Origin of the sequence: Pedobacter sp., assembly GCF_040513095.1 — a bacterium.
Taxonomy (GTDB): Bacteria; Bacteroidota; Bacteroidia; order Sphingobacteriales; family Sphingobacteriaceae; genus Pedobacter.
Genome location: NZ_JBEVDX010000142.1, coordinates 1 through 22,519, shown reverse-complemented (window position 1 = coordinate 22,519; position 22,519 = coordinate 1). Strand labels below are relative to the sequence as shown.

Here is a 22,519-nt window from a genome sequence, read left to right as displayed (position 1 = left end):
TGACAACCGTTTCATCAAAAAAGGGATGCCTTTTGGGCATCCCTGATTGTAATCAGATATGTTTATCCTAAAAACGGATAACGGTAGTCTTTTGGCGGATCAAATGATTCTTTAATGGTGCGCGGAGATACCCAGCGCAGTAAATTGATCATTGAACCAGCTTTATCATTGGTACCTGAACCGCGGGCACCACCAAATGGCTGCTGACCTACTACGGCACCTGTACATTTATCATTGATATAGAAGTTTCCAGCGGCGTTGCGCAGGGCGATGGTAGCCTGTTCTATCGCATAGCGGTCCTGTGCAATTACTGCGCCGGTCAATGCGTAGATAGAGGTAGTATCAATTACTTCTAAAATCTCTTCGAATTTATTGTCGTCATAAACAAATACGGTCAGGACCGGTCCGAAGAGCTCCTCACACATGGTAGTATACTTTGCATCTTCCACTACCAGAACTGTAGGTTCTATGAAATAACCTTTTGATTTATCATAGTTTCCGCCGGCAATGATCTCTACACCTGCATCGGCTTTTGCCTGATCGATGTATTTTGAAAGTTTATCAAATGAACGCTCATCGATCACTGCATTGATGAAATTACCGAAATCTTCTGTGCCACCCATTTTGAAGGTTGCAAGATCACGAAGCATCAGTTTTTTGATCTCCGGCCACAGGCTTTTGGCAATGTAAACCCTCGATGCAGCAGAGCATTTTTGTCCCTGGTACTCAAAAGCACCACGAATAATTGCTGTGCTTGATACTTCTGCGTCTGCCGAACCATGAACAAGGATAAAATCCTTACCACCGGTTTCGCCAACGATACGCGGGTAGGTTTTGTATTTGTGGATATTGGTACCGATTGTTCTCCAAATGTTCTGGAATACAGCAGTAGAACCTGTAAAGTGGATGCCGGCAAAATCAGGGCTGTTGAAGATTACATCTCCGGCCTCAGGTCCGTCTGCGTAGATCAGGTTGATCACTCCTTCAGGTAGTCCGGCTTCAATGAAGATCTCCATTAGCAGGTTAGCAGCATAGATTTGCGTATCCGCAGGTTTCCATACAACAACATTGCCCATCAGGGCCGCCGAAGCTGGCAGGTTTGCCGCTATAGCAGTGAAATTGAACGGGGTTAAAGCAAATACAAAGCCTTCCAGCGGGCGCTGTTCTACCCTGTTCCATACACCTTTTGGTGAAACGGGAGGTTGCTGCTGATAGATCTGGGCCATATAATCTACGTTGAAACGTAAAAAATCTGCCAGTTCACAAACGGCATCAATCTCTGCCTGGTAAGCATTTTTTGATTGTCCGAGCATAGTTGCTGCATTCAGCTTGTAACGGTATGGGCCTGAAATAAGGTCTGCGATTTTAAGGAAGATCGAGGCTCGTTGTTCCCAGGCCAGGTTTTCCCATTTTGCTTTTGCTGCAAGCGCGGCATCAATTGCCTGCTGTACGTGTGTTTTGTTACCTATACTGTAATGTGCTAGAATATGCTGGTGATCGTGCGGTGGGGTAACTTTTCCTTTTGTATCCGTGTGAACAGGCTTTCCCCCGATATACATTGGGATATTGCCTTCTTTTGAACGTGCTTCTGTTAAAGCAGCTGCGAGCAGCTCACGTTCTTTACTTCCGGGAGCATAACCAAAGATGGGTTCATTTACCGGTATTGGTACATTAAAAAATCCTTTGAGCATGGTATAATTTTTTTTTGCAAAGGTAGTTTTTTATTTTATTACCAGTGATAAGGGCTGTGGATATGACAATATTTGCTTATTAATGGATAAATTTAGCAGGATAGGCCTGTTGCATAATTATTTCTTATTTTTGAAGCTAAAGCATGATAAAATACCTTCGATTACTATTGCTGCCCTTTTCTCTGTTATACGGTATAGTCATTATACTGAGAAACATGCTCTATGACAGGGGGTTTTTGAAATCCAGAAGGTTTGATATACCTGTCATCTGCGTGGGTAATCTTGTGCTGGGGGGATCAGGGAAAAGCCCTGTAACAGAGTACCTGGTAAATTTACTGGGAACTTATAAAATAGCGATTCTAAGCCGTGGTTATGGCCGTGAAACTAAGGGTTTTTTATATGCAGATGATCAGGCAACAGCGAAAACTGTAGGGGATGAGCCGCTTCAGTTTTATCATAAATTTCCTGAAGTAACCGTGGCAGTCTGTGAGGATCGTGTATATGGTATAGAAAAGCTGAAGGGCCAGCATGACCTGATTATTCTGGATGATGCTTTTCAGCACAGGCGGGTAAACCCGGGCTTTAGTATTTTGCTGTTCGAATTCCGGAAGCTGCTGCAGCCACAGTTTGTTTTGCCTGCTGGCAATATGCGTGAGCCCTTCTGGGGATACCGCCGGGCAGATCTTCTGCTGGTGACGAAGGCTCCTGAACACTTAGGCGCTCAACAAAAAGCAGGATGTGAAGAGAAGTTTAGTGCTGAAGCAGCAGGGAAACTTTTCTTCTCTGCGCTGAGTTACGGGGAGCTGACCGGGCTGATCAGAAAAGAAACGGTCAGCCTGGATAATCTTAAAGATAAAACGGTGTTTTTACTAACGGGGATTGCCAATCCAAAACCTTTACTGGATAAACTATACTGCTATACAGCTGACATTGTGCACCATGATTATCCGGACCACCATTCCTATAGCTATCAGAATTTGAGTAAATTGGTTGAGGCATTTTCACAGCATCCTGCAAAAGAAAAGATCATCGTCACAACAGAAAAGGATGCCCAACGTTTATTTGATGTTACATTCAAAGAATTACTGTTAGATTTGCCCGTATTTTACCTGCCTGTGAAAGTATGTATTGACAAAAATCATGCTCGGGCTTTTAACCAAAAGATATTAAACTATGTTTCAGATACTGCGCGAAACCGTCGATTATATAAAGAAAAAGAACAATAGTTTCCAGCCGGAAATAGGGATTGTACTGGGAACTGGGCTGGGCGGTTTAGTGACTGAAATTGAGGTTGAATTTAGCCTCATGTATTCCAATATTCCTAATTTCCCGATCTCAACACTTGAGTTTCATTCCGGAAAGCTGATTTTTGGTACACTCAAAGGCAGGAAGGTAGTAGCAATGCAGGGCCGTCTTCATTACTATGAAGGTTATTCCATGCAGCAGATCACTTTCCCTATCAGGGTGATGAAAGCTCTGGGCATACAATATTTGTTTGTCTCCAATGCGTCGGGCTCTTTGAATTCCGACTATAAAAAGGGTGATCTGATGGTAATCAATGATCATATCAACCTGCAGCCAGAAAGTCCGCTCCGCGGCAGCAATGATCCTGATATGGGACCGAGGTTTCCGGATATGAGTCAGCCTTACCACAAGGGGCTCATTCAAAAAGCCCTTAACATCGCTGCCAAAGAAGGAATAACTTGCCACCAGGGAGTGTATGTGGCTGTGACTGGTCCTAATCTGGAAACAAAGGCGGAGTATAAATATTTACGGATCATCGGTGGGGACGCTGTTGGCATGAGTACCGTACCGGAAGTAATTGTAGCAAACCATATGGCGATTCCTGTTTTTGCCATATCGGTACTGACTGATGAAGGATTCCCGGAAGTGCTGCAGCCCGTGAGTTTAGAAGAAATACTGGCTACAGCCAGACTTGCCGAACCTAAAATGACAAAAATTTTAAGCCAGTTAATTGCTCAGCTATAATGTATAAAACAATTGTTTTATTTTTCTTCATCTGCCTCTCATTCGGGATACAGCAGGTTATTGCCCAGGATCTGAAGACAACAGTGAATGAAAATAAGGAATTGGACTCTTTGAGAAATAAACTGGAGAACAGTAAGGACTCCGTAGTTTTTACTTCCAGGTTTGTCCGCTATACAACCCTTAAACTGACCAAAGACAGTATCCAGACACTCGCGCTCGATACCAGTTTGCGCGGGATGCAGAATTTTAGTCCCATCGTACAGCCCAGAAGACCAACGGTGAACACGGGAAACATTGGTCTGGCGGCACAGGCATTATTTTATGAACCTTCCAAAAGAATTGGTTTTGACCCGGGCTTCCACTCGCTCGACTGGTACGCTAAAGGGCATGATGATATTGTATACTATCAGGCACGTACACCTTTTACCAATTTATATTATGCAGGGCAGTACAGTGGAGATGCAGAACAGATTTTCAGGGTACTGCACTCCCAGAATATCAAAAAGAACTGGAACATTGGTGCAAGTTATAACAGGATCGGCGCAAACGGAGCCTACACGCGCCAGCGCGGGGATGTGCTGAATGGTACGTTGTTTACCTGGTATACATCACCAAGTAAACGGTACACTTTATTTGCCAATGCTATTTTCAATACGCTGAAGGCGTATGAAAACGGAGGGATCACCAACGATACAATTTTCAAAAGCAGCGCAACGATTGACAGGGCTGCACAGGATATCAGATTAACAGGTGCCAGACAGATCTACCGTAAGAATACATTTTTAATCAAACAATCCTATTTTGTAGGCCGTATAGATACCCTGGATCAGGAGATCACGAAAAAGGTATTGCCAACGAACAAGGTAACTTACAGCCTGAGGTACGACAAAGACACTTATGCTTTTCAGAAAACTTCCTACAATTCACTGGAAAATACAATCCTTCCGCCGGGCCAGCAGGACCTGACGTTTACCAATGACAGTACTTCTCTGCAGCACATCCAAAACGAGTTTGTCTATAGTTTCTTCCTCAGGGGAAAATCAGCGTCGCTTATCAAAAATGAGCTGAAGGTTGATGCAGGTATCAGGCACGATTACTATAACTACGAACAGGTGGTAGGGCGTTCGGATAAAACTAATTTCTACGAGCATACGAAGGCATTTCAGAATGTAACCCTTCTGGGTTCTGCAGGATACAGGTTCAGTAACCGCGTAGATCTAAACTTTGATGTTCAGCAGATATTTCAGGGCAAACAGGCTGGTGATTTCCTGTATGAGGCAAAAAGTAATGTGCTGGTAAGTAATAACGTGGGAAGGATTGTTCTGGGTGCTTACCTGCAGAACCAGTCGCCCGCCGAGATTTACGACAGATATTACGGAAACCATTACAACTGGCTGAACAACTTTGACCGCACTAAAACAGCAAATTTCTCTTTTAAATATATCAATGACAAGCTAAGACTGGATGCCGGAGCAGAGTATACACGTATCACTGGTTACTTATACTTTAAACAGCTTGAACCAGAGGTGGATTCTACCGCAATTACGCCTATGCAGGAAAACGGGTCTGTTAACCTGCTCAAGATTACAATAGGTAAAAAACTGACTTTTGGTAAGTTTAACCTGGACAGCTATATCGTCTATCAGAAAACCAGCAACCAATCGGTGATGCCTACCCCGGAATTCTACACCTTCAACAGTTTTTATCTAGACCAGACAGTCTTCAAGGTGCTAAAAACAAATATTGGGGTGGATGTACGCTATAACACCAAATATGCAAATTACTCTTATAATCCTGCAGTAAGTCAGTTTTATATCGGAAAGGAAGTAAAGTTACCCACTGTGCCAGTTGTTGATTTCTGGATAAGGGCCAGCTTAAGAAAAGCGAATATCTTCTTAAAATATGAATATGCCAACCAGGGGATAGGATCACAGGGATACTACACGGTATACAGATACCCTATGCCTGATAAAATGTTTAAAATTGGTGTGAACTGGAATTTTTACGATTAAGAAGATCAGGTTTTTTGTGGTTTTTTCTTTGCCGCGGGAAACAGGACATTATTTAAGATTAGGCGGTATCCGGCAGAGTTGGGGTGCAGGTTTAAGTCGGTAGGCGGATCGCCCACCGCATGCTGATAATCTTCGGGATCATGGCCACCATAAAAGGTAAACTGCCCTTTGCCAATCTCTCCATGCAGGTAACGCACTTCAAGTGCTCCTTTGTTTTCTCCGAGAACGGTGATGCTGGGTTTTAGCAGGCGCTTTCTGAAAGCCGTGGTTTGACCCATAAAGCCTTTGATTACCCGTGTATGGTTTTGAGTAAGCATGGTAGGCACAAGATCGGACTTGGCAGAAAACTCAAATAAAGTAAAGTAGTCGTTTTGTTGCGTTAAGATCCTGGTCTGGGTGGCATCGATATCCGAGAACTCGTAGCTGCCGGGGTTCTGGTCCAGTCTGAAATCCTTGAATGCAAAGGTCTTGTCAAAGTTTAATTTTGACTGTGCATTGGGATCCTCAGCATCTCCATCATACATGCTTGCACAGATATCTACCCCCTCTGCACTCAGGGCTATATCAAAACTGTCAGTAGCAGAACACATCGCAAAAAGGAAACCGCCGCCAACACAGAACTCTTTCATTCTCTTTGCCACAGCCAGCTTCATCTCAGAGACTTTGGCAAAACCATTTCTTTTTGCCGTAGCTTCCTGTGTTTTTACATCCTCCCTGTACCAGGTTGCTGTTCTGAAGTTGCTCCAGAAACGGCCATACTGACCAGTAAAGTCTTCGTGGTGCAGATGGAGCCAGTCGTATCCGCTTAGTTTATCTTTTAATACCTCGTCGTCATAGACAATATCGTAAGGGATCTCTGCATAGGTGAGCACAAGTGTTACGGCATCGTCCCAGGGCAGTTTGCTTTTTGGAGAGTAAACAGCAATTTTCGGGGCTTTTTCCAGCTTAACGATTTCCATGTTCACTTCTGGATCACTGATCTCATTCAGGATCGCGGTTACCTTTCCGTCTGCCAGAACAGTATAGGAGACTCCGCGGACTTTACATTCATCCTCAACGGCCTTGCTGTACTTAATAAGGAAACTGCCGCCTTTGTAATTGAGCAGCCAGCTTACTTCTGCATTTTGCTTGATACTCCAGTAGGCTATTCCGTAGGCTTTGAGATGGTTTTTTTGATCTTCATCCATATTGATCAGGAGAGAAGAAGCTTTGACTGCCAGGGTAAATACTAACAATATGAGGGTGAGGAGGCTTCGTTTCATTTGGGCTGGGAAATGACAATAGGCATTCAATTACGAATTTAGTTCATCTAGTCGTTACAATTTACTAAATTTGTCAGTTAGAAAAAAAAGAACATGAGTAAAGCAATAATAAAAACTGAAAAAGGCGACATGACTGTCGAGTTTTATGATAATGATGCACCTAATACTGTTGCAAATTTCAAGAAATTGGCTGGTGAAGGATTCTACGACGGTATCTCTTTCCACCGTGTGATCCCTAATTTCATGATCCAGGGCGGATGTCCAAACTCTAAAGATCCTGCTAAAGCACATCTTGCCGGTACAGGCGGGCCGGGTTATAAAATTGATTGCGAGCTGACTGGCGAGAACCAGTACCATGACCGTGGTGTATTATCTATGGCTCACGCCGGAAGAAATACCGGTGGATCACAATTCTTTATTTGCCACAGCAGAACCAATACTGCACATTTGGACAGAAACCATACTGTATTCGGTAAAGTGGTTGAAAACGTTGACATTGTTGATGATATCAAACAAGGAGACAGAATTTTGAGTATTGAAGTGTTAGCAGATTAATCATATGAATTTAAGAGGAATTGTAGCCGTATCCGGCAGACCAGGTTTATTTAAACTTGTAGGACAAAATAAAGCAGGGTACGTACTGGAGAGCTTAGATGCTCAGAAAGTAAAAATCGTAACCAGCATCTCTAACACTAAACTGGCTTCATTGGAAGATATTACCATTTATGGTGAAGATGAGGACCTGAAACTTGTAGATGTTTTAGCAAATCTTGCTGCTGTGGAAGGTGACGTTCCTGATGCAAAAGCTGACCCTGCAGTATTGAAAAAATTGTTTCTTGACGTTGCCCCTGCGCATGACCAGGAAAAAGTTTATACTTCAGACATGAAGAAGATTGTTACCTGGTTCCATTTGTTAAAGGAACTTCCTTTGTTCACTGAAGAAACACCTGGAGCAGAAGTTGCTGCCGATGGTACTAAAGTGGAGGAAAAAGCAGAGAAGAAAGTTAAGGCTACGCCTAAACCTTCGAATGCCAAAGCACCGAGCAAAACTGCTCAGCCAGCTAAAAAGGCAAGCATGACCAGCAAAAAGGGCGTTTAGTTTTTCAATATTTCAGAAAGCCGGATGAACATTCATCCGGCTTTTTTGTGTCTGATGGTTTTAGAGATAAAACCAAATAAGTAAGAAAGCGATGATGGAGATTACGATCGCAATGGTAAAGCTCCACTTTTCTCCCGGCCGCTTACTCCTGAACTTATATGCCCGTTTCTTTAAACCTGGTGATTCCATAGGTGTTCCTTTCTGATAATATGATGCATAAATTAATATATTCCATAAATATGGAATGTTACTGGTGATGATAAGGCTCCCCTTTTAAGATACTGAAGGCACGGTACAGCTGCTCTACAAAAAATAACCGCACCATCTGGTGTGAGAAAGTCATATCTGATAGGGATATGCTCCCGTTTGCCCTTTTGTAAACACTCTCATCGAAACCATAGGGCCCGCCAATCACAAACGTCAGTTGCTGAACACTTCCGATCATCTGTTTGTTTAGATAGTCTGAAAATTGCACTGATGTATATTTCTTTCCTTTCTCATCCATCAGGATGACTGTATCCAGGTTATTAATCTGTTTCAGGATCAGTTCGGCCTCCTTTGACTTCTGCTGTGCTTCTGTCAGGTTCTTTGTGTTTTTTACATCAGGGATAACCAGAATGTTGAAACCTATATAATGTTTTAGCCGGTTGAGGTACTTCTCAATACCTTCGATCAGGTATTTGTCTTCAGTTTTCCCGACTACGAGTAACGTAATTTTCATTGTTAGTTTTTGTTATTGTCAGTATGCTCTGCTACTTTACGATCTGTTTTACCTGCGTTAGTGTCATTTGTATATATTTGCTTAACAGGCTCCGGTGCATTACAGGCATGTGCCTGCAAAAATTTTAAGAGAACATTTCCAAAGATATGGTAAAATCAAAAGATAGTATTTTAAAGGACTATCAAAATAACGTAGAAATTCAGGCTTCGGCGATCAGCATGTTAAAAAAGAAGCTGAATAAAATATCTTATGCGCGACTGGCCATGTTCCTGGCAGAAGTTCTCCTGGTCATTATCATCATCAACTTTGGGTACCACTGGATTGCTGGCGTTGTAGCTGTACTTCCCATATTAGGTTTTATGGTTTTGTTAAAGCGGCAGGTAAAAGTGCAGGAAAAGCTGCATTATACAGAAAAACTGCTTTTTGTTTTTCAGAATGAAGTGGACCTGATCAGCAGGGGAAAGCATAAATATAGCGATGGCAGCGCCTTCGCAGATGAATCCCATCCCTACAGCTCAGATCTGGATATTTATGGCCCTTCTTCACTGTATGCACTGGTCAACCGATCCAATACCATCCAGGGTATGCAGTTACTTGCAGCCAGCCTGGGCAGTCCGGTACATACTGATGATCTGATAGAACGGCAGCAGGCTATTGCAGAGCTCAAGGAAAATATCATGAAGACATTTCATTTCAGGGCGGGCCTGCAAAGCCATAAACCCGAGCAGCTGGAAGTGATCAAGTATAAAATGAGCAATGAGATGGCCGAAGACATAACGTTCACGCAAAGCCCTTCATTAAGGGCTTATGCAACTGCCGTTCCATTTATTTCCATCGCATTTTTGGTTGTCGGATATTTCTATGGAGGAGTATGCTGGTCTTTTCTGGCTTTATATACATTATTCAACTGGTGCCTGCTGGCTTACTACGGAAAAAAAATCGCTGCGCTTAGCGGGGCCTTCAGTGGTGCTGCACTTTTGCTCAGTGCAATATCAGGCACAGTAAAATGGACAGAGGAAGTACAATGGAAAAGCAACTATATCCAAAGATTCTTTACTGGCGATCATAGGAAATTACAATTGAGCCAACAAATAAAAGCACTGGGCCGGATTGTAAATGCTTTTGATGCCGGGCTGAATATGTTTCTTGGACCTGTACTCAATGGTTTATTGCTCTGGAATCTCAGGCAGTCTGTCAGAATGGGGAAATGGTACATGGCCTGGGCAGACCAGCTGCTGGCAGCCCTGCAGGCGATCAGCCAGCTTGAAGAACTGATCTCCTTTGCAACACTCTCGCATAATGAGCCAGGATGGGTAAATCCGACTTTTTCAGAAAGTTTTTATTTCGAAGCTTCGGCTCTAGGCCATCCGCTGATCAGGGATGAAAAGCGGGTAGTGAACAACTACGAGTTTGGAAAAGTAGCTACTGCAGATATTGTTACAGGTTCAAATATGGCCGGTAAAAGCACTTTTCTGCGTACAGTGGGCATCAATATGGTACTGGCATTTGCAGGCGCACCTGTCTGTGCCGGATCAATGAAAACCTCTGTGTTCGAAATTCTTACTTACATGCGTATTAAGGACTCGCTGAATGACCAGACGTCTACCTTCAAAGCGGAGCTGAACCGCCTAAAGATGATTCTTGAGGGGGTAAAGATGCTTGGTCATCCTCTTGTGCTGATCGATGAAATGCTTAGGGGAACAAACAGTAAGGATAAATACCTCGGATCGAAAGTTTTCATACAGCAGATGATCAAAGAAAAGACACCAACATTATTTGCTACACATGACCTTCAATTGTCAGAAATGACAGATAAATATCCTGATGTACTGAGAAATTATCATTTTGACATACAGCTTTCAGCGGGTGAAATGAACTTTGATTATCGGCTAAAACATGGCGCCTGCAAAACATTTAACGCTGCGTTGTTATTAAAGGAAATAGGGCTGAGTTTTAATCCTGAAGAACTGATCTGAGTTATCGTTAACCCTTAACAGCGAGTTAATACTAAATTCTCATATTAGCTTCTATAGCATAAATATATGATCAAAGCATCCGATTTTGGTAATGATTTTTCCTGGGGAGTAGCTACTGCTGCCGCACAGATTGAGGGCGCCTCAGATATGTATGGGAAAGGGCCGTCTATATGGGATACCTTTTCCAAACGCTCAGGCAAAATCAAAAAAGGGCATCAGCTGGCGATGGCCTGTGATTTCTATCACCGCTATAATGAAGATATCGCATTGGTGAAACTGCTGGGCTTCTCGGTATTCAGGTTTTCCATCTCCTGGCCGCGGGTTCTGCCTGATGGTGAAGGGCTGGTGAATGAAGAAGGCATCCGGTTTTATCACAATGTGATCGATGAATGCCTGGAACAGGGGCTTGTTCCCTATGTAACACTCTACCACTGGGATTTACCTGAAGCGCTGGAACAGGAGGGGGGCTGGACCGCCTTTGGTATCAATACAGCATTTAATGCTTTTGTATCCCTGTGTGCCAAAACCTATGGCGATAAGGTGAAAAACTGGATGGTGCTCAATGAGCCTTTTGGATTTACCTCGCTGGGATATATGCTGGGTATACATGCACCCGGTAAAACCGGGCTCACCAACTTTTTTTCTGCGGTACACCATACGGCTATCGCTCAGGCGGACGGCGGAAGAATTTTACGGGCTGAAGTATCGGGCGCCAATATCGGCACTACATACTCCTGCGCAGAGATCATTCCACACACGCAGAGCGAAAGTGATATACTGGCCGCTTCGCGGGTAGACTGCCTGATGAACAGGTTATTTATAGAGCCTGCCCTCGGGATGGGCTATCCGGGTGAGGATTGGGAAGTGATGGAAAAGTTTTCAATTTCACATTCTACCTGGAGACATACCGAACGTTTAACCTTCGATTTTGATTTTATTGGCATACAGAACTACTTTCCGCTAACCATCAGGTACAATGCTTTCATCCCAACGCTTCAGGCCTGGGAGGTAAAAGCAAAAAGCCGACAGAAACCACATACCGCAATGGGCTGGGAGGTGAATGCTGACAGTTTTTATAATATCATTAAACAGTTCGCTTCCTATCCTAAAATTAAAAGCCTGATGATCACTGAAGGTGGGGCAGCGTATCATGATAAACTGGTTGACGGAAAGGTAGATGATGCGGAGCGTATAGAATACTTTAAACTTTATCTGGCAGCATTGCTGAGAGCAAAGCAGGATGGGATGAATATCACCGGATATATGGCCTGGACACTGATGGACAACTTTGAATGGGCCGAAGGATACAATGCAAGATTTGGGCTGGTGCACAATGATTTCAAGACGCAGAAGCGGACGATTAAAGCATCCGGCTACTGGTGGCAGGAGTTTTTAAAGGCATAAAAAAAGCTCCCGTTTGATGCGGGAGCTTTTGAGTATACTGTTAGCAGCAATTATGCTACTACTTGTCTGCGGATGATGTTTAAAGCACCACCTGCTTTAAACCATTCGATTTGTTGTGCATTGTAACTATGGTTAACCGGGAATTCTTCCTTAGTACCATCAGTATGGTTTAACACAAGTGTTAATGGTACATTTGGTGCGAAAGTAGTTAAGCCAACGATATCAATTGCATCGTCTTCACGAATTTTCTCATAGTCTTCTTTGTTTGCAAATGTCAATCCAAGCATACCTTGTTTTTTAAGGTTTGTTTCGTGGATACGTGCAAATGATTTTACCAGTACAGCACGAACGCCAAGGTGACGAGGCTCCATTGCTGCGTGCTCACGTGATGAGCCTTCACCATAGTTTTCGTCGCCGACAACTATAGTTCCGATACCAGCAGCTTTGTAAGCGCGCTGAGTAGCAGGAACAGGTCCGTACTCTTCAGTCAGCAGGTTTTTAACATCATCAGTTTTGTCATTGAAGAAATTGACAGCACCGATCAGCATGTTATTGGAGATGTTATCCAGGTGACCACGGAATTTTAACCATGGACCAGCCATAGAGATATGGTCAGTTGTACATTTGCCTTTAGCTTTGATCAGCAACCTCAGTCCTTTAAGATCTGTGCCTTCCCATGGGGTAAAAGGATCAAGCAACTGCAGCCTGCTGGAAACTGGTGATACCAGTACCTGTACGCCACTACCATCAGCAGCTGGCTCCTGATAACCATCATCATCTACATCAAATCCTCTTGTTGGCAGTTCATCTCCCGTAGGCTCGTCAAGCATTACCTGCTCGCCGCTTGCATTCGTTAAAGTATCTGTTAATGGATTGAAGCTTAAATCACCCGCAATAGCCAGAGCAGTTACAAGTTCAGGCGAACCTACAAAAGCAAAGGTATTAGGATTACCATCGGCACGTTTGGCGAAGTTACGGTTGAAAGAGTGAACAATTGTGTTTTTCTCTTGTTTCTCCGCACCAACCCTGTCCCACATTCCGATACAAGGTCCGCATGCATTGGTAAATACTTTTGCACCGATCTGGTTAAATACATCTAAGAAGCCGTCACGTGCAATGGTGTAACGTACACGTTCCGATCCCGGATTGATACAGTATTCAGCTTTAGCTGTAAGTCCTTTTGAAGCAACTTGTTTTGCAACACTTACTGCTCTTGAAATATCCTCGTAAGAAGAGTTTGTACAAGAACCGATCAGTCCCACATCAATTTTCATTGGCCATCCGTTTGCTGCTGCAACTTCTTTCATTTTGGAGATTGGAGTAGCCAGATCCGGGGTAAATGGACCATTCAGGTAAGGCTCAAGGGTTGACAGGTCAATTTCGATTAACTGGTCGAAGAATTTATCAGGCTCAGCATATACTTCAGCATCTCCTGTAAGGTGTTCTCTTACAGCATTGGCAGCGTCAGCTACATCAGCTCTGTCTGTTGCACGTAAATAACGTTCCATGCTTTCGTCATATCCAAATGTAGAAGTAGTTGCACCAATTTCAGCACCCATGTTACAGATGGTTCCTTTACCGGTACAGCTCATGCTTGTAGCACCTTCGCCAAAATATTCAACAATAGCTCCGGTACCGCCTTTTACAGTCAGGATACCTGCTACTTTTAAGATCACATCTTTTGGAGAAGCCCAGCCGTTTAATTTTCCGGTTAGCTTTACTCCGATTAATTTAGGGAATTTAAGCTCCCATGGTAATCCTGCCATTACATCGCAGGCATCAGCACCACCAACACCAATTGCAACCATACCTAAACCACCTGCGTTTACAGTGTGAGAGTCGGTACCGATCATCATTCCGCCCGGAAAAGCATAGTTTTCCAAAACTACCTGGTGGATAATACCAGCTCCTGGTTTCCAGAAACCAATACCGTATTTGTTTGATACCGAAGCAAGGAAATCAAATACTTCTTTACTTTCTGTATTTGCCGCCGGTAAGTCTATTTCTGCACCAAATTTTGCAGTGATCAGGTGATCACAATGTACTGTTGAAGGTACGGCAACTTTAGGCCTTCCAGCCTGCATGAACTGCAACAAAGCCATTTGAGCTGTTGCATCCTGCATTGCTACACGGTCAGGTGCAAAATCTACATAGTCCGTTCCCCTAACATACGAGGTATTCGTGTTTTCGTCCCAAAGGTGGGTATATAAGATTTTTTCTGAGAGTGTTAAAGGTCTGCCTACTAGTTTACGTGCCGCCTCAACGCGGGGGCCAAAGTTTGCATACACCTTTTTGATCATTTCAATATCAAAAGCCATTGATAATATGTGTTAAAAGGTAATATATTAGATTAAATTTCTAGCGAATTTACAAAAAAAAACAGGCTAAGGGCATCATATTGATATCATTATATTATTTATATATGTTCTAAATAAAAGCCGCTTGGGAGCTCTAACACGTCTGCGCAGATTTGGCTGTCCGTTACCGGACGAATCCGTTCATAAACGGACAGCTGTAGTGATGATTTTCGATTTAAAGTGTTGCAGAACAGTGTTTTTGAAGATCTGGGATTTCTGGCCTGAACTTCGTGCCAGCTGCGGAAATTATAAAGTATGGAACTGATAGCCCTGTTTAACAAAATATGCCAGCGCAGCGGGTAAAGCAACGCGGAGCCTGTCGAATGCTTTGAGACTGTCATGAAAAACAATGATGGAGCCGTTGCCCGCATTACCGATGACGTTCTCGTAACATTTTTCAGGGGAGAGCTGCTGGTCAAAATCTCCGCTTAAAACATCCCACATGATGATCCTTAGCTCAGGATTTATCGTTTTAAGATAGGAGATCTGTGACTTTTTGATTCTTCCGTAAGGAGGTCTGAAAAGGTCTGAACCGGTGAGTTGCTGACATTGCTGAAAATTTTCAATGTACTGTTTGTCCGCTGTCTTCCAGCCTTTTAAATGATTAAAAGTATGGTTCCCAATGGCGTGTCCGTCCTGTTTCAGGCGTTCAAATATTTCGGGATGTTTAGTGATATTGTCACCGATGCAAAAGAAAGTTGCCTTGCAATTGAAACTTTTTAAAGTATTTAAAACAAAGTCTGTAACAACAGGTATGGGTCCATCGTCAAAGGTTAAATAAATGACTTTTTCGTTGCGGCTTTTGTTCCAGACTAAGGATGGGTAAAACCATTTTAATAAAAGAGGGGATTTAACCAGATACATCACCAAATGTAAGAAATAATAGGTGCTTGTACTGGGAAAATTACAAAACTGAATGAGTTGTTTATCTTAATATTGTGAAATTAGAATTATGAAAATGTTTACTAACAATAGTCTGTTGTCGAAATTAACATGCCTGGCTGCCATTGGGCTCCTTAGTCTGGGGTTCTCATTGTCTGCGCAGGCACAAGAAACATTAACCATACAGCAGGCCATTGAAAGAATGCTGCAAAATAACCTGAATATTAAACGTGCGGTGCTGAATGTTTCCTCCGCAGCGGTTGACCTGCAGCAGTCGAAAGCAGCATTGTATCCTTCACTAAATGCCAATGCTGATAATAACCTGAGCTTTGGACGTGGTTTGAACAGTACAACTTTCCAGGTAGTAAACCAGAAGTTTTACCAGGGAAGCGGTACTTTGAGTGCTTCGGTAGATGTTTTTGGTGGTTTATCCAAGATCAACCAGATCCGTCAGAACAAGATCCTGCTGGATGCGGGCAACAGTAACCTCGATAAAGTCAAGAATGATCTGATCCTCCAGGTTGTAACCTCCTATTTTCAGGTGGTATTTAATGTGGAGCTGCTAAAAGCCTCGAAGGAACAGTTATTGGTAGCGCAGCAGACACAGGAAAGAGAAGAAGCATTGATGGATGCCGGAAATAAAACGGTAGCGGATGTATCCCAGGCAAAAGCCCAGGCCGCTACTGCCGAACTGAACGTGACCAACGCACAGAATCAGCTGACGATCTCTTACCTGACCTTGTCGCAATTGATGGAAATGAGAACAGAGACCAACGAATACAGCGTAGTTGCCCCAACCGTACAGGATATTGCAATGGCCCAAAAGGTTTTTAATGTAAACGATGTTTTTAATTCATCAATGTCAGTTTTTCCTGATGTAAAGCTGGCCGCTCTAAACAGGCAGGCGGCCGAAAAAGGGATTGCTGTTGCCAGGGGGGCGCTTACACCAAGGCTTTCATTTGGTGGAAACCTGGGATCTTCGTATTCTTACCTGCTGGCAGCAGAAAGCCAAAACCAGCATTTCTTTGACCAGATCGGTGCAAGGTTTAACCAGGGAATAGGCCTGAGCTTACAGATCCCGATTTTCAATGGTCTTCAGGCGCGGTCAAATGTCAAAAGGGCAAAGATCAACTATGAAGATTTTAAACTGCAGGAAAACCTGACAAAAAACAATTTGTACAAAGTTATTGCACAGGCAATAGCGGATCTTCGCGCAGCGGACAGCCGTTATAGTTCTACATTAAATACCTTTAATGCACAAAAAGATGCTTTCAACGTAATCGAACAGCGTTACAATGTAGGCTTAGTCAATTCGCTGGATTATAATACATCAAGGACCAACAGAAATAAGGCTGAGACGGACTTCATACAAGCCAAATATGACCTGCTTTTCAGATCCAAAGTGATTGATTATTATTTAGGCCGGCAGATCAATTTTTAGATTAAAAACCCAGACAAATAAATATAATGAACCCGAATTTTTAAATGAATTATTAAGCGCTCAGTGCAATAATTTTTTTCGAAAAACCAAGGCTCCATAAAAGAACTAAAAACAAAATAAAATCAGATGAAATTAAAACACATACTCATCACTGTAGGCGTGCTCATCGTCCTGCTGGTTGTAGCAAAGATGACAGGCTTGATTGGCGGTGAAAAGATGGAGAAGGTTACTGTAGAGAAAGCAGCAAGCCGGAGAATTATAGAAACTGTTACTGCCAGCGGAAAAGTGCAGCCGGAAACGGAAGTTAAACTCAGTTCCGAAGTTTCTGGAGAGGTGGTTGAGTTGTTGGTTAAAGAAGGCGATATCGTAAAGAAGGGACAGTTGTTGTTCAAAGTACGACCAGATGTACTGCGGTCTGGATTCGACAGGGCAAGTGCTTCTTACAGTTCACAAAAAGCAAGTGTAGCTTCTGCCGCCCAGGTTCTGGAACAGTCGAAGGCCAGCTTTGCCAATGAAGAGGGGATCTACAAACGTAACGTGGAGCTTTTCAAAAAGAAGGTGATTTCTGTTGCAGAATTTGATGCTGCGAAATCGGCATATGTAACGGCAAAAACCACACTTGAAGGTGCCAAGCAATCTCTGATTGCTGCGAAATTTAATCTGGAGACCTCTGGTGCAAATGTTCAGGAGGCGAGTGCCAACCTGGCCAAAGCTACCATTTTTGCCCCTGTTGACGGGGTGATTTCAAAATTGTCAGTCGAACTGGGTGACAGGATCCTGGGTACGGCACAATTTGCCGGTACAGAGATCATGCGGATTTCCAATCTTACATCAATGGAGGTTAACGTGGATGTGAACGAGAACGACATCAACCGCGTGAATGTAGGCGACAGTGCGGTGATCGAGGTGGATGCTTTCGAAGATAAAAAGTTTAAAGGGGTTGTCACGGAGATTGCAAGCTCATCGAAAGATGTTGGTACCACTACAGCAACTGCCAGTACTGATCAGGTAACTAATTTTGTGGTTAAAGTCCGCATTGCAGCAGATTCATATTCTGGTGTAAAAGGTGGTGCTAAAGGTCTTCCTTCACCTTTCAGACCAGGACTGTCTGCAACAGTTGACATTGAGAGTTCATCTGTCACCAGTCTCTCAGTTCCTATCCAGTCAGTCTTTACCAAAGGCGGCAAAGATGAGGCTGCTGATAAAAATCCTGGTGCTACAGCGGATAAGCAAAAAGCAAAGCTGAATGATAAAACGATTAAACAATATGTTTATACTTATACCAACGGTACTGTAAAACAGGTTGAGGTAACTACAGGTATTCAGAATGACCAGTACATCCAGATCAAAAAAGGATTGAAGGAGGGTACTGAAGTGGTAAGCGGTCCGTATTCGGCCATTCAGAACAAATTGAAAGACGGTATGAAAGTAGAGAAAACTACTAAAGATCAGCTCTTTGCTTCCCCTGATAAAAAGTAAAAGACGCTTTAAAAATAAAATAAGTAATTTGTCCCGGCTTAAATATTGAGCCGGGATTTTTTATTTATACACAATGAGACCAAAAGTTGCAATGATTGGTGGCGGTAGCTGGGCAACTGCTGTCATAAAAATGCTCGCCGATAACCTTACTGAAAAAGAAATTTACTGGTGGCTGCGGGATGCCGAATCCATCGCCTACCTGAAAAAATATAAGCATAATCCTAAATACCTGAGTGCAGTACAGCTTGATATTCCTGCAGACAATATTTCCGCTGATATCACTGAGGTAATCAGTGCCGCGGATTATATTATTTTAAATGTTCCTGCCGCCTTTCTGAAGGAAACACTGAAAGATGTAAAACCGGAGCTGTTGCAGGGAAAAAAAATCGTTTCTGCAATCAAGGGCGTAGTGCCCGACGAAAACCAGATCATCGGCGAATTTATGCATGAACACTTCAGCGTATCCCTTGAAGATATACTTGTCATCAGTGGTCCCTGCCATGCGGAGGAAGTGGCGCTGGAAAAATTATCTTACCTTACCATAGCTTCGATAGATGTGGCAGCAGCCAGAAATTTCTCACAACTGTTGAATACCAGGTATCTTAAAACGGTAATTTCTGATGATATTTTTGGGACAGAGTACGGTGCAGTACTGAAGAATATATACGCTGTAGCAAGTGGCATCTGCCACGGTCTCGGTTATGGTGATAACTTCCAGGCAGTGCTGATCTCTAATGCCGTACGGGAGATGGAAAGGTTTGTGGACGCTGTCCATCCGATTTCAAGAGATATCAAAGAGTCTGCTTATTTGGGAGATTTACTGGTTACTGCTTATTCTCAGTTTAGCCGCAACCGTACCTTTGGCAATATGGTGGGCAAAGGATATACTGTCAAGTCTGCCCAGCTGGAGATGAATATGATTGCAGAAGGATACTATGCTGCCAAATGTATGCATTATGTAAATAAAAAATATAAGGTAGAAATGCCCATCTGCCTGGCTGTGTACCATATTCTCTATGAAAGTTATGCTCCCGCTGCTGAAATGCAGCTGCTCACGGAGCAGTTAAATTAAAACAATAAATATATTGTTCTGTTATATAGCTAAAATCTATAACGATGAACAAGAAATTTTTATCGGGTTTACTAACCCTTGCAATTGCCGGTACCATTTCCTTATCTGCTCAAGCACAGGAAAAAAAGAAAACTGTTGGTCAGACGATCGATAAAACTGCAACTACTGTTGGACATAAAACTGCTGAAGTAGCTGTTAAAGGGACTTCAAAAGTCGGTGACAAAACATATAAAGGTAAAATGGCACCTGATGGAACAGATGTATATATTGATGGCAAAAACCGTAAATATTACGTTAACAAAAAAGGCGGAAAAGTTTATCTGAAAGCTTCTCAGATTTCAGACAAACCAGCGCATTAATTAAAGTTTAACTATTACCTATTATTACCAGATCCGGATCATTTGATTCGGATTTTTTTTTGCCCTGATTGCTGAAACTGTTTTTAAAGCGTTATTTTTAAAGACCTAAACAATCCTGACAATGACCAGAACTATCTCCTTAGCCTCTCTTGTGTTTATCATCTGCGTTGAACTGAGTACATTTCAGGGTGCTGCTGGCCAGGAAGTGCAGAAGTATAAACACGCTGCTGTAGTCTGTGCACATCCTGCAGCGTCCAAAGTGGGTGTGGCTGTAATGAAAGATGGCGGTAACGCCGTAGATGCTGCCATTGCAGTACAGTTTGCCCTGGCTGTGGTTTATCCCAATGCCGGGAATATCGGCGGCGGAGGTTTTATGGTCTACAGAAGTAAATCCGGAGAATCAGATGCCCTGGATTACCGCGAGACAGCTCCGGGAAAGGCATCACGTGATATGTACCTTGATGAGAAAGGCAGTCCGGTTACAAGTAAAAGTTTACTTGGTGCACTGGCCGCCGGCGTGCCCGGCTCTGTTGACGGAATGGTAAAGGCGCACAATAAATACGGAAAGCTGAAATGGAAAAAAGATATCCAGCCAGCTATTGATCTCGCCGAAAAAGGATTTGCTGTTACTGCACAGCAGGCGGCTGAGCTGAACAGGCATAAGGCCGACTTTGTAAAATATAACAACCATCCCGTTGCCTTTGTAAAGGAAGCAATATGGAAGGAAGGAGATTTGTTAAAACAGCCACAACTGGCAGCTACGTTAAAATTAATCAGGGATAAGGGCCGTGCAGGATTCTATGAAGGACCCGTGGCAGCGGCAATAGTTGCTTCGATGTCACATACACAGGGAATCATCACTGCCGAAGACCTGAAGGCATATAAGTCTGTCTGGAGAAAGCCGGTGTCAGGTACTTACAAGGACTATACTATAATTTCTATGCCACCACCCTCAAGCGGTGGTATTGCTTTGTTAACTATGCTCAAACAGGTTGGCAATTATCCTTTGCCCAAATGGGGTTTCCAGCAGGATTCTACCGTGCAGCTGATGGTTGAGGTAGAACGCCGGGCTTATGCCGACAGGGCAAGTTATCTCGGTGACCCTGATTTCTTTAAAGTACCGCAAACAGCGCTGCTTGATGCAAACTATATACAGTCACGCATTAAAGGACTAAGTTTTTCCAGGGCAACGCCAAGTACTGAGATCAAACCGGGCGTACTGTCAGGATATGAAAGTGAGCAAACTACACATTACTCCATTATTGATGCTGAAGGTAATGCTGTGTCTGCTACAACTACTTTAAATGGATCTTATGGTTCACTGGTTGTAGTGGAAGGAGGAGGGTTTATCCTTAACAATGAGATGGACGACTTTTCTGTGAAACCCGGATCCCCGAATATGTACGGTCTGATCGGGGGGGAAGCAAATTCTATCCACGCAGGCAAGCGCATGTTGAGTTCAATGACCCCAACGATCATAGAAAAAGACGGGAAGTTACTGATGGTTATTGGAACGCCCGGGGGCTCCACGATCATCACCTCGGTATTTCAGACCGTATTGAATGTGCTTGCTTTCGGACAGGGGATGCAGGCTGCTGTAACTGCCCCAAGGTTTCACCACCAGTGGTTGCCGGATGAAATCGCTGTGGAAAAAGGGGCGATTGCCCCTACTACCAGAAGCTACCTGGAAGCTAAAGGATATTCGTTTAAGGACCGGGGTTCTATCGGCAGGGTAGATGCCATTCTGGTCAGACCAGACGGGGAACTGGAAACCGGCGCGGATCCACGGGGGAATGATACCGGATTGGGATATTAAATAAAACAAAAAAGTCCCGGATGATTATCCGGGACTTTTTTTATGAATTCTGAGTATTAAGATCTGCGTCTTCTGTCTCCGCTTCCGCTGCTTTCGCGTCTTCCGCTTCCACCGGCATTTCCGCCTTCACGTGGTTTACCAGAGAAGTCCCTGAAACCGCCACCAGCGCTAGCACCTTCACGTCTTCCACCACCGCCAGAACTTCTTCTGTCGCCGCTTCCGCCGCCATAGCTTTTTCTTTCGCCACCACCGTAACTTTTACGTTCACCACCACCGCTGTATGGTCTTCTTTCGCCACCTCTGCTACCGCCACCTTCAGGTGCATCACCAGATTTTTCGATTCTTACACCACGGTTGTTAAACTGGATATCGTTAAAGTTGGCAAACAAAGTATCTACACTTGCATTTTCAACTTCAAAGAATGAATAAACACCTTTAAGGTCGATTTTACCAATGTTTTTACCACTGATCTTACCGTTGTTACACACAAAAGATAACAAGTCACCTCTTGTAAATTCATCTACAGAACCTAAGTTGATAAATAAACGGGTGTAATCACTGTTTCTTGCACCTCTTGCACCACGTTCTCCGCGCTCGCCGCGTTCATCCAATGCAGCTGCATTTAAGTCAGGCGCATTTTTGTAGTATTCTAAAAAGCGATTAAACTCTAAAGATGCGAAACGTTTGATCACGTCTTCTTTGCTCAATTCAGCAAATTCGTCCATGATCCTTGGAATGTACTGATCGATCTGGCTTTCGTTAACTTCAACATTGTGAACTTTGTGAACCAAAGAGAACAATTGTTTTTCGCAAACATCAAATCCTGTTGGCAATTCAGCCTTAGTAAATGATTTACCGATGATTCTTTCAATCTGACGGATTTTGCCCAGTTCTTTAGAATTGATGATACAGATTGAGATACCAGTTTTACCGGCTCTTCCTGTACGTCCGCTACGGTG

The 22,519-nt window shown here is 43.4% G+C and carries 18 protein-coding genes; 12 read left to right on the top strand and 6 right to left on the bottom strand.

What is annotated here, in order from left to right:
• Nucleotides 1-62: 62 nt before the first annotated feature.
• A complete protein-coding gene (pruA, locus tag ABWY16_RS15910; protein ID WP_353905639.1) occupies nucleotides 63-1,691 on the bottom strand; it encodes an L-glutamate gamma-semialdehyde dehydrogenase in 1,629 nt (542 codons plus the stop codon).
• A 143-nt stretch (nucleotides 1,692-1,834) separates the two neighbouring features.
• On the opposite strand from pruA, the gene lpxK reads away from it, so the two are divergent.
• The 3 genes from lpxK to ABWY16_RS15895 are packed head-to-tail and all read left to right on the top strand — an operon-like array spanning nucleotide 1,835 to nucleotide 5,692.
• A complete protein-coding gene (gene lpxK, locus ABWY16_RS15905) occupies nucleotides 1,835-2,917 on the top strand; it encodes a tetraacyldisaccharide 4'-kinase (RefSeq protein WP_353905638.1) in 1,083 nt (360 codons plus the stop codon).
• Nucleotides 2,865-3,680: a purine-nucleoside phosphorylase gene (locus ABWY16_RS15900; protein WP_353905637.1), complete on the top strand. Its 816-nt coding sequence runs from the start codon at nucleotides 2,865-2,867 to the stop codon at nucleotides 3,678-3,680. Before lpxK ends, ABWY16_RS15900 begins: the two co-directional genes overlap by 53 nt.
• Nucleotides 3,680-5,692 (top strand): putative porin, encoded by a 2,013-nt coding sequence (locus ABWY16_RS15895; RefSeq protein ID WP_353905636.1) that lies wholly within the window; start codon nucleotides 3,680-3,682, stop codon nucleotides 5,690-5,692. Before ABWY16_RS15900 ends, ABWY16_RS15895 begins: the two co-directional genes overlap by 1 nt.
• Nucleotides 5,693-5,697: 5 nt before the next feature.
• On the opposite strand, the gene ABWY16_RS15890 is transcribed toward ABWY16_RS15895, so the two are convergent.
• Complete coding sequence (locus ABWY16_RS15890; RefSeq protein WP_353905635.1) at nucleotides 5,698-6,954, bottom strand: asparagine synthetase B; 1,257 nt, start codon at nucleotides 6,952-6,954, stop codon at nucleotides 5,698-5,700.
• 93 nt (nucleotides 6,955-7,047) lie between these two features.
• Between ABWY16_RS15890 and ABWY16_RS15885 the strand changes: the two genes are divergently transcribed.
• Together ABWY16_RS15885 and ABWY16_RS15880 are read left to right on the top strand one after the other, a co-directional pair.
• Nucleotides 7,048-7,509, top strand: a complete 462-nt coding sequence (locus ABWY16_RS15885; protein ID WP_353905634.1) for a peptidylprolyl isomerase — start codon at nucleotides 7,048-7,050, stop codon at nucleotides 7,507-7,509.
• Nucleotides 7,510-7,513: 4 nt separating this feature from the next.
• Nucleotides 7,514-8,053 (top strand): DUF5606 family protein, encoded by a 540-nt coding sequence (locus ABWY16_RS15880; RefSeq protein WP_353905633.1) that lies wholly within the window; start codon nucleotides 7,514-7,516, stop codon nucleotides 8,051-8,053.
• Between the two features lie 247 nt (nucleotides 8,054-8,300).
• Here the strand turns inward: ABWY16_RS15880 and rlmH are convergent, their stop codons facing one another.
• On the bottom strand, nucleotides 8,301-8,774 hold the full coding sequence (gene rlmH, locus ABWY16_RS15875) for a 23S rRNA (pseudouridine(1915)-N(3))-methyltransferase RlmH (RefSeq protein WP_353905632.1): 474 nt from the start codon (nucleotides 8,772-8,774) through the stop codon (nucleotides 8,301-8,303).
• Nucleotides 8,775-8,920: 146 nt separating this feature from the next.
• Between rlmH and ABWY16_RS15870 the strand changes: the two genes are divergently transcribed.
• Together ABWY16_RS15870 and ABWY16_RS15865 are read left to right on the top strand one after the other, a co-directional pair.
• The gene (locus tag ABWY16_RS15870; protein ID WP_353905631.1) at nucleotides 8,921-10,750 is read left to right on the top strand and encodes a MutS-related protein; all 1,830 of its coding nucleotides are present in this window, start codon (nucleotides 8,921-8,923) and stop codon (nucleotides 10,748-10,750) included.
• A gap of 66 nt (nucleotides 10,751-10,816) precedes the next feature.
• Complete coding sequence (locus tag ABWY16_RS15865) at nucleotides 10,817-12,154, top strand: GH1 family beta-glucosidase (RefSeq protein WP_353905630.1); 1,338 nt, start codon at nucleotides 10,817-10,819, stop codon at nucleotides 12,152-12,154.
• Between the two features lie 50 nt (nucleotides 12,155-12,204).
• On the opposite strand, the gene ABWY16_RS15860 is transcribed toward ABWY16_RS15865, so the two are convergent.
• Both ABWY16_RS15860 and ABWY16_RS15855 read right to left on the bottom strand, forming a co-directional pair.
• On the bottom strand, nucleotides 12,205-14,472 hold the full coding sequence (locus ABWY16_RS15860) for an aconitate hydratase (protein ID WP_353905629.1): 2,268 nt from the start codon (nucleotides 14,470-14,472) through the stop codon (nucleotides 12,205-12,207).
• A 285-nt stretch (nucleotides 14,473-14,757) separates the two neighbouring features.
• Entirely contained in the window at nucleotides 14,758-15,375 is a 618-nt protein-coding gene (locus tag ABWY16_RS15855; RefSeq protein WP_353905628.1) for a polysaccharide deacetylase family protein, read from the bottom strand.
• Between the two features lie 115 nt (nucleotides 15,376-15,490).
• On the opposite strand from ABWY16_RS15855, the gene ABWY16_RS15850 reads away from it, so the two are divergent.
• The 5 genes from ABWY16_RS15850 (at nucleotide 15,491) to ggt (ending at nucleotide 21,560) form a co-directional block, all read left to right on the top strand.
• A complete protein-coding gene (locus tag ABWY16_RS15850) occupies nucleotides 15,491-16,834 on the top strand; it encodes a TolC family protein (RefSeq protein ID WP_353905627.1) in 1,344 nt (447 codons plus the stop codon).
• Between the two features lie 126 nt (nucleotides 16,835-16,960).
• The gene (locus ABWY16_RS15845; protein WP_353905626.1) at nucleotides 16,961-18,313 is read left to right on the top strand and encodes an efflux RND transporter periplasmic adaptor subunit; all 1,353 of its coding nucleotides are present in this window, start codon (nucleotides 16,961-16,963) and stop codon (nucleotides 18,311-18,313) included.
• A gap of 73 nt (nucleotides 18,314-18,386) precedes the next feature.
• A complete protein-coding gene (locus ABWY16_RS15840; protein WP_353905625.1) occupies nucleotides 18,387-19,385 on the top strand; it encodes an NAD(P)H-dependent glycerol-3-phosphate dehydrogenase in 999 nt (332 codons plus the stop codon).
• A 44-nt stretch (nucleotides 19,386-19,429) separates the two neighbouring features.
• The gene (locus ABWY16_RS15835; protein WP_353905624.1) at nucleotides 19,430-19,744 is read left to right on the top strand and encodes a hypothetical protein; all 315 of its coding nucleotides are present in this window, start codon (nucleotides 19,430-19,432) and stop codon (nucleotides 19,742-19,744) included.
• A 121-nt stretch (nucleotides 19,745-19,865) separates the two neighbouring features.
• Nucleotides 19,866-21,560 carry a gamma-glutamyltransferase gene (ggt, locus tag ABWY16_RS15830; protein ID WP_353905623.1) on the top strand — a complete coding sequence of 565 codons (1,695 nt, stop codon included), beginning with the start codon at nucleotides 19,866-19,868 and terminating at the stop codon, nucleotides 21,558-21,560.
• 56 nt (nucleotides 21,561-21,616) lie between these two features.
• On the opposite strand, the gene ABWY16_RS15825 is transcribed toward ggt, so the two are convergent.
• Nucleotides 21,617-22,519: DbpA RNA binding domain-containing protein (locus ABWY16_RS15825; RefSeq protein WP_353905622.1), on the bottom strand; the 903-nt coding region annotated here is incomplete at its 5' end.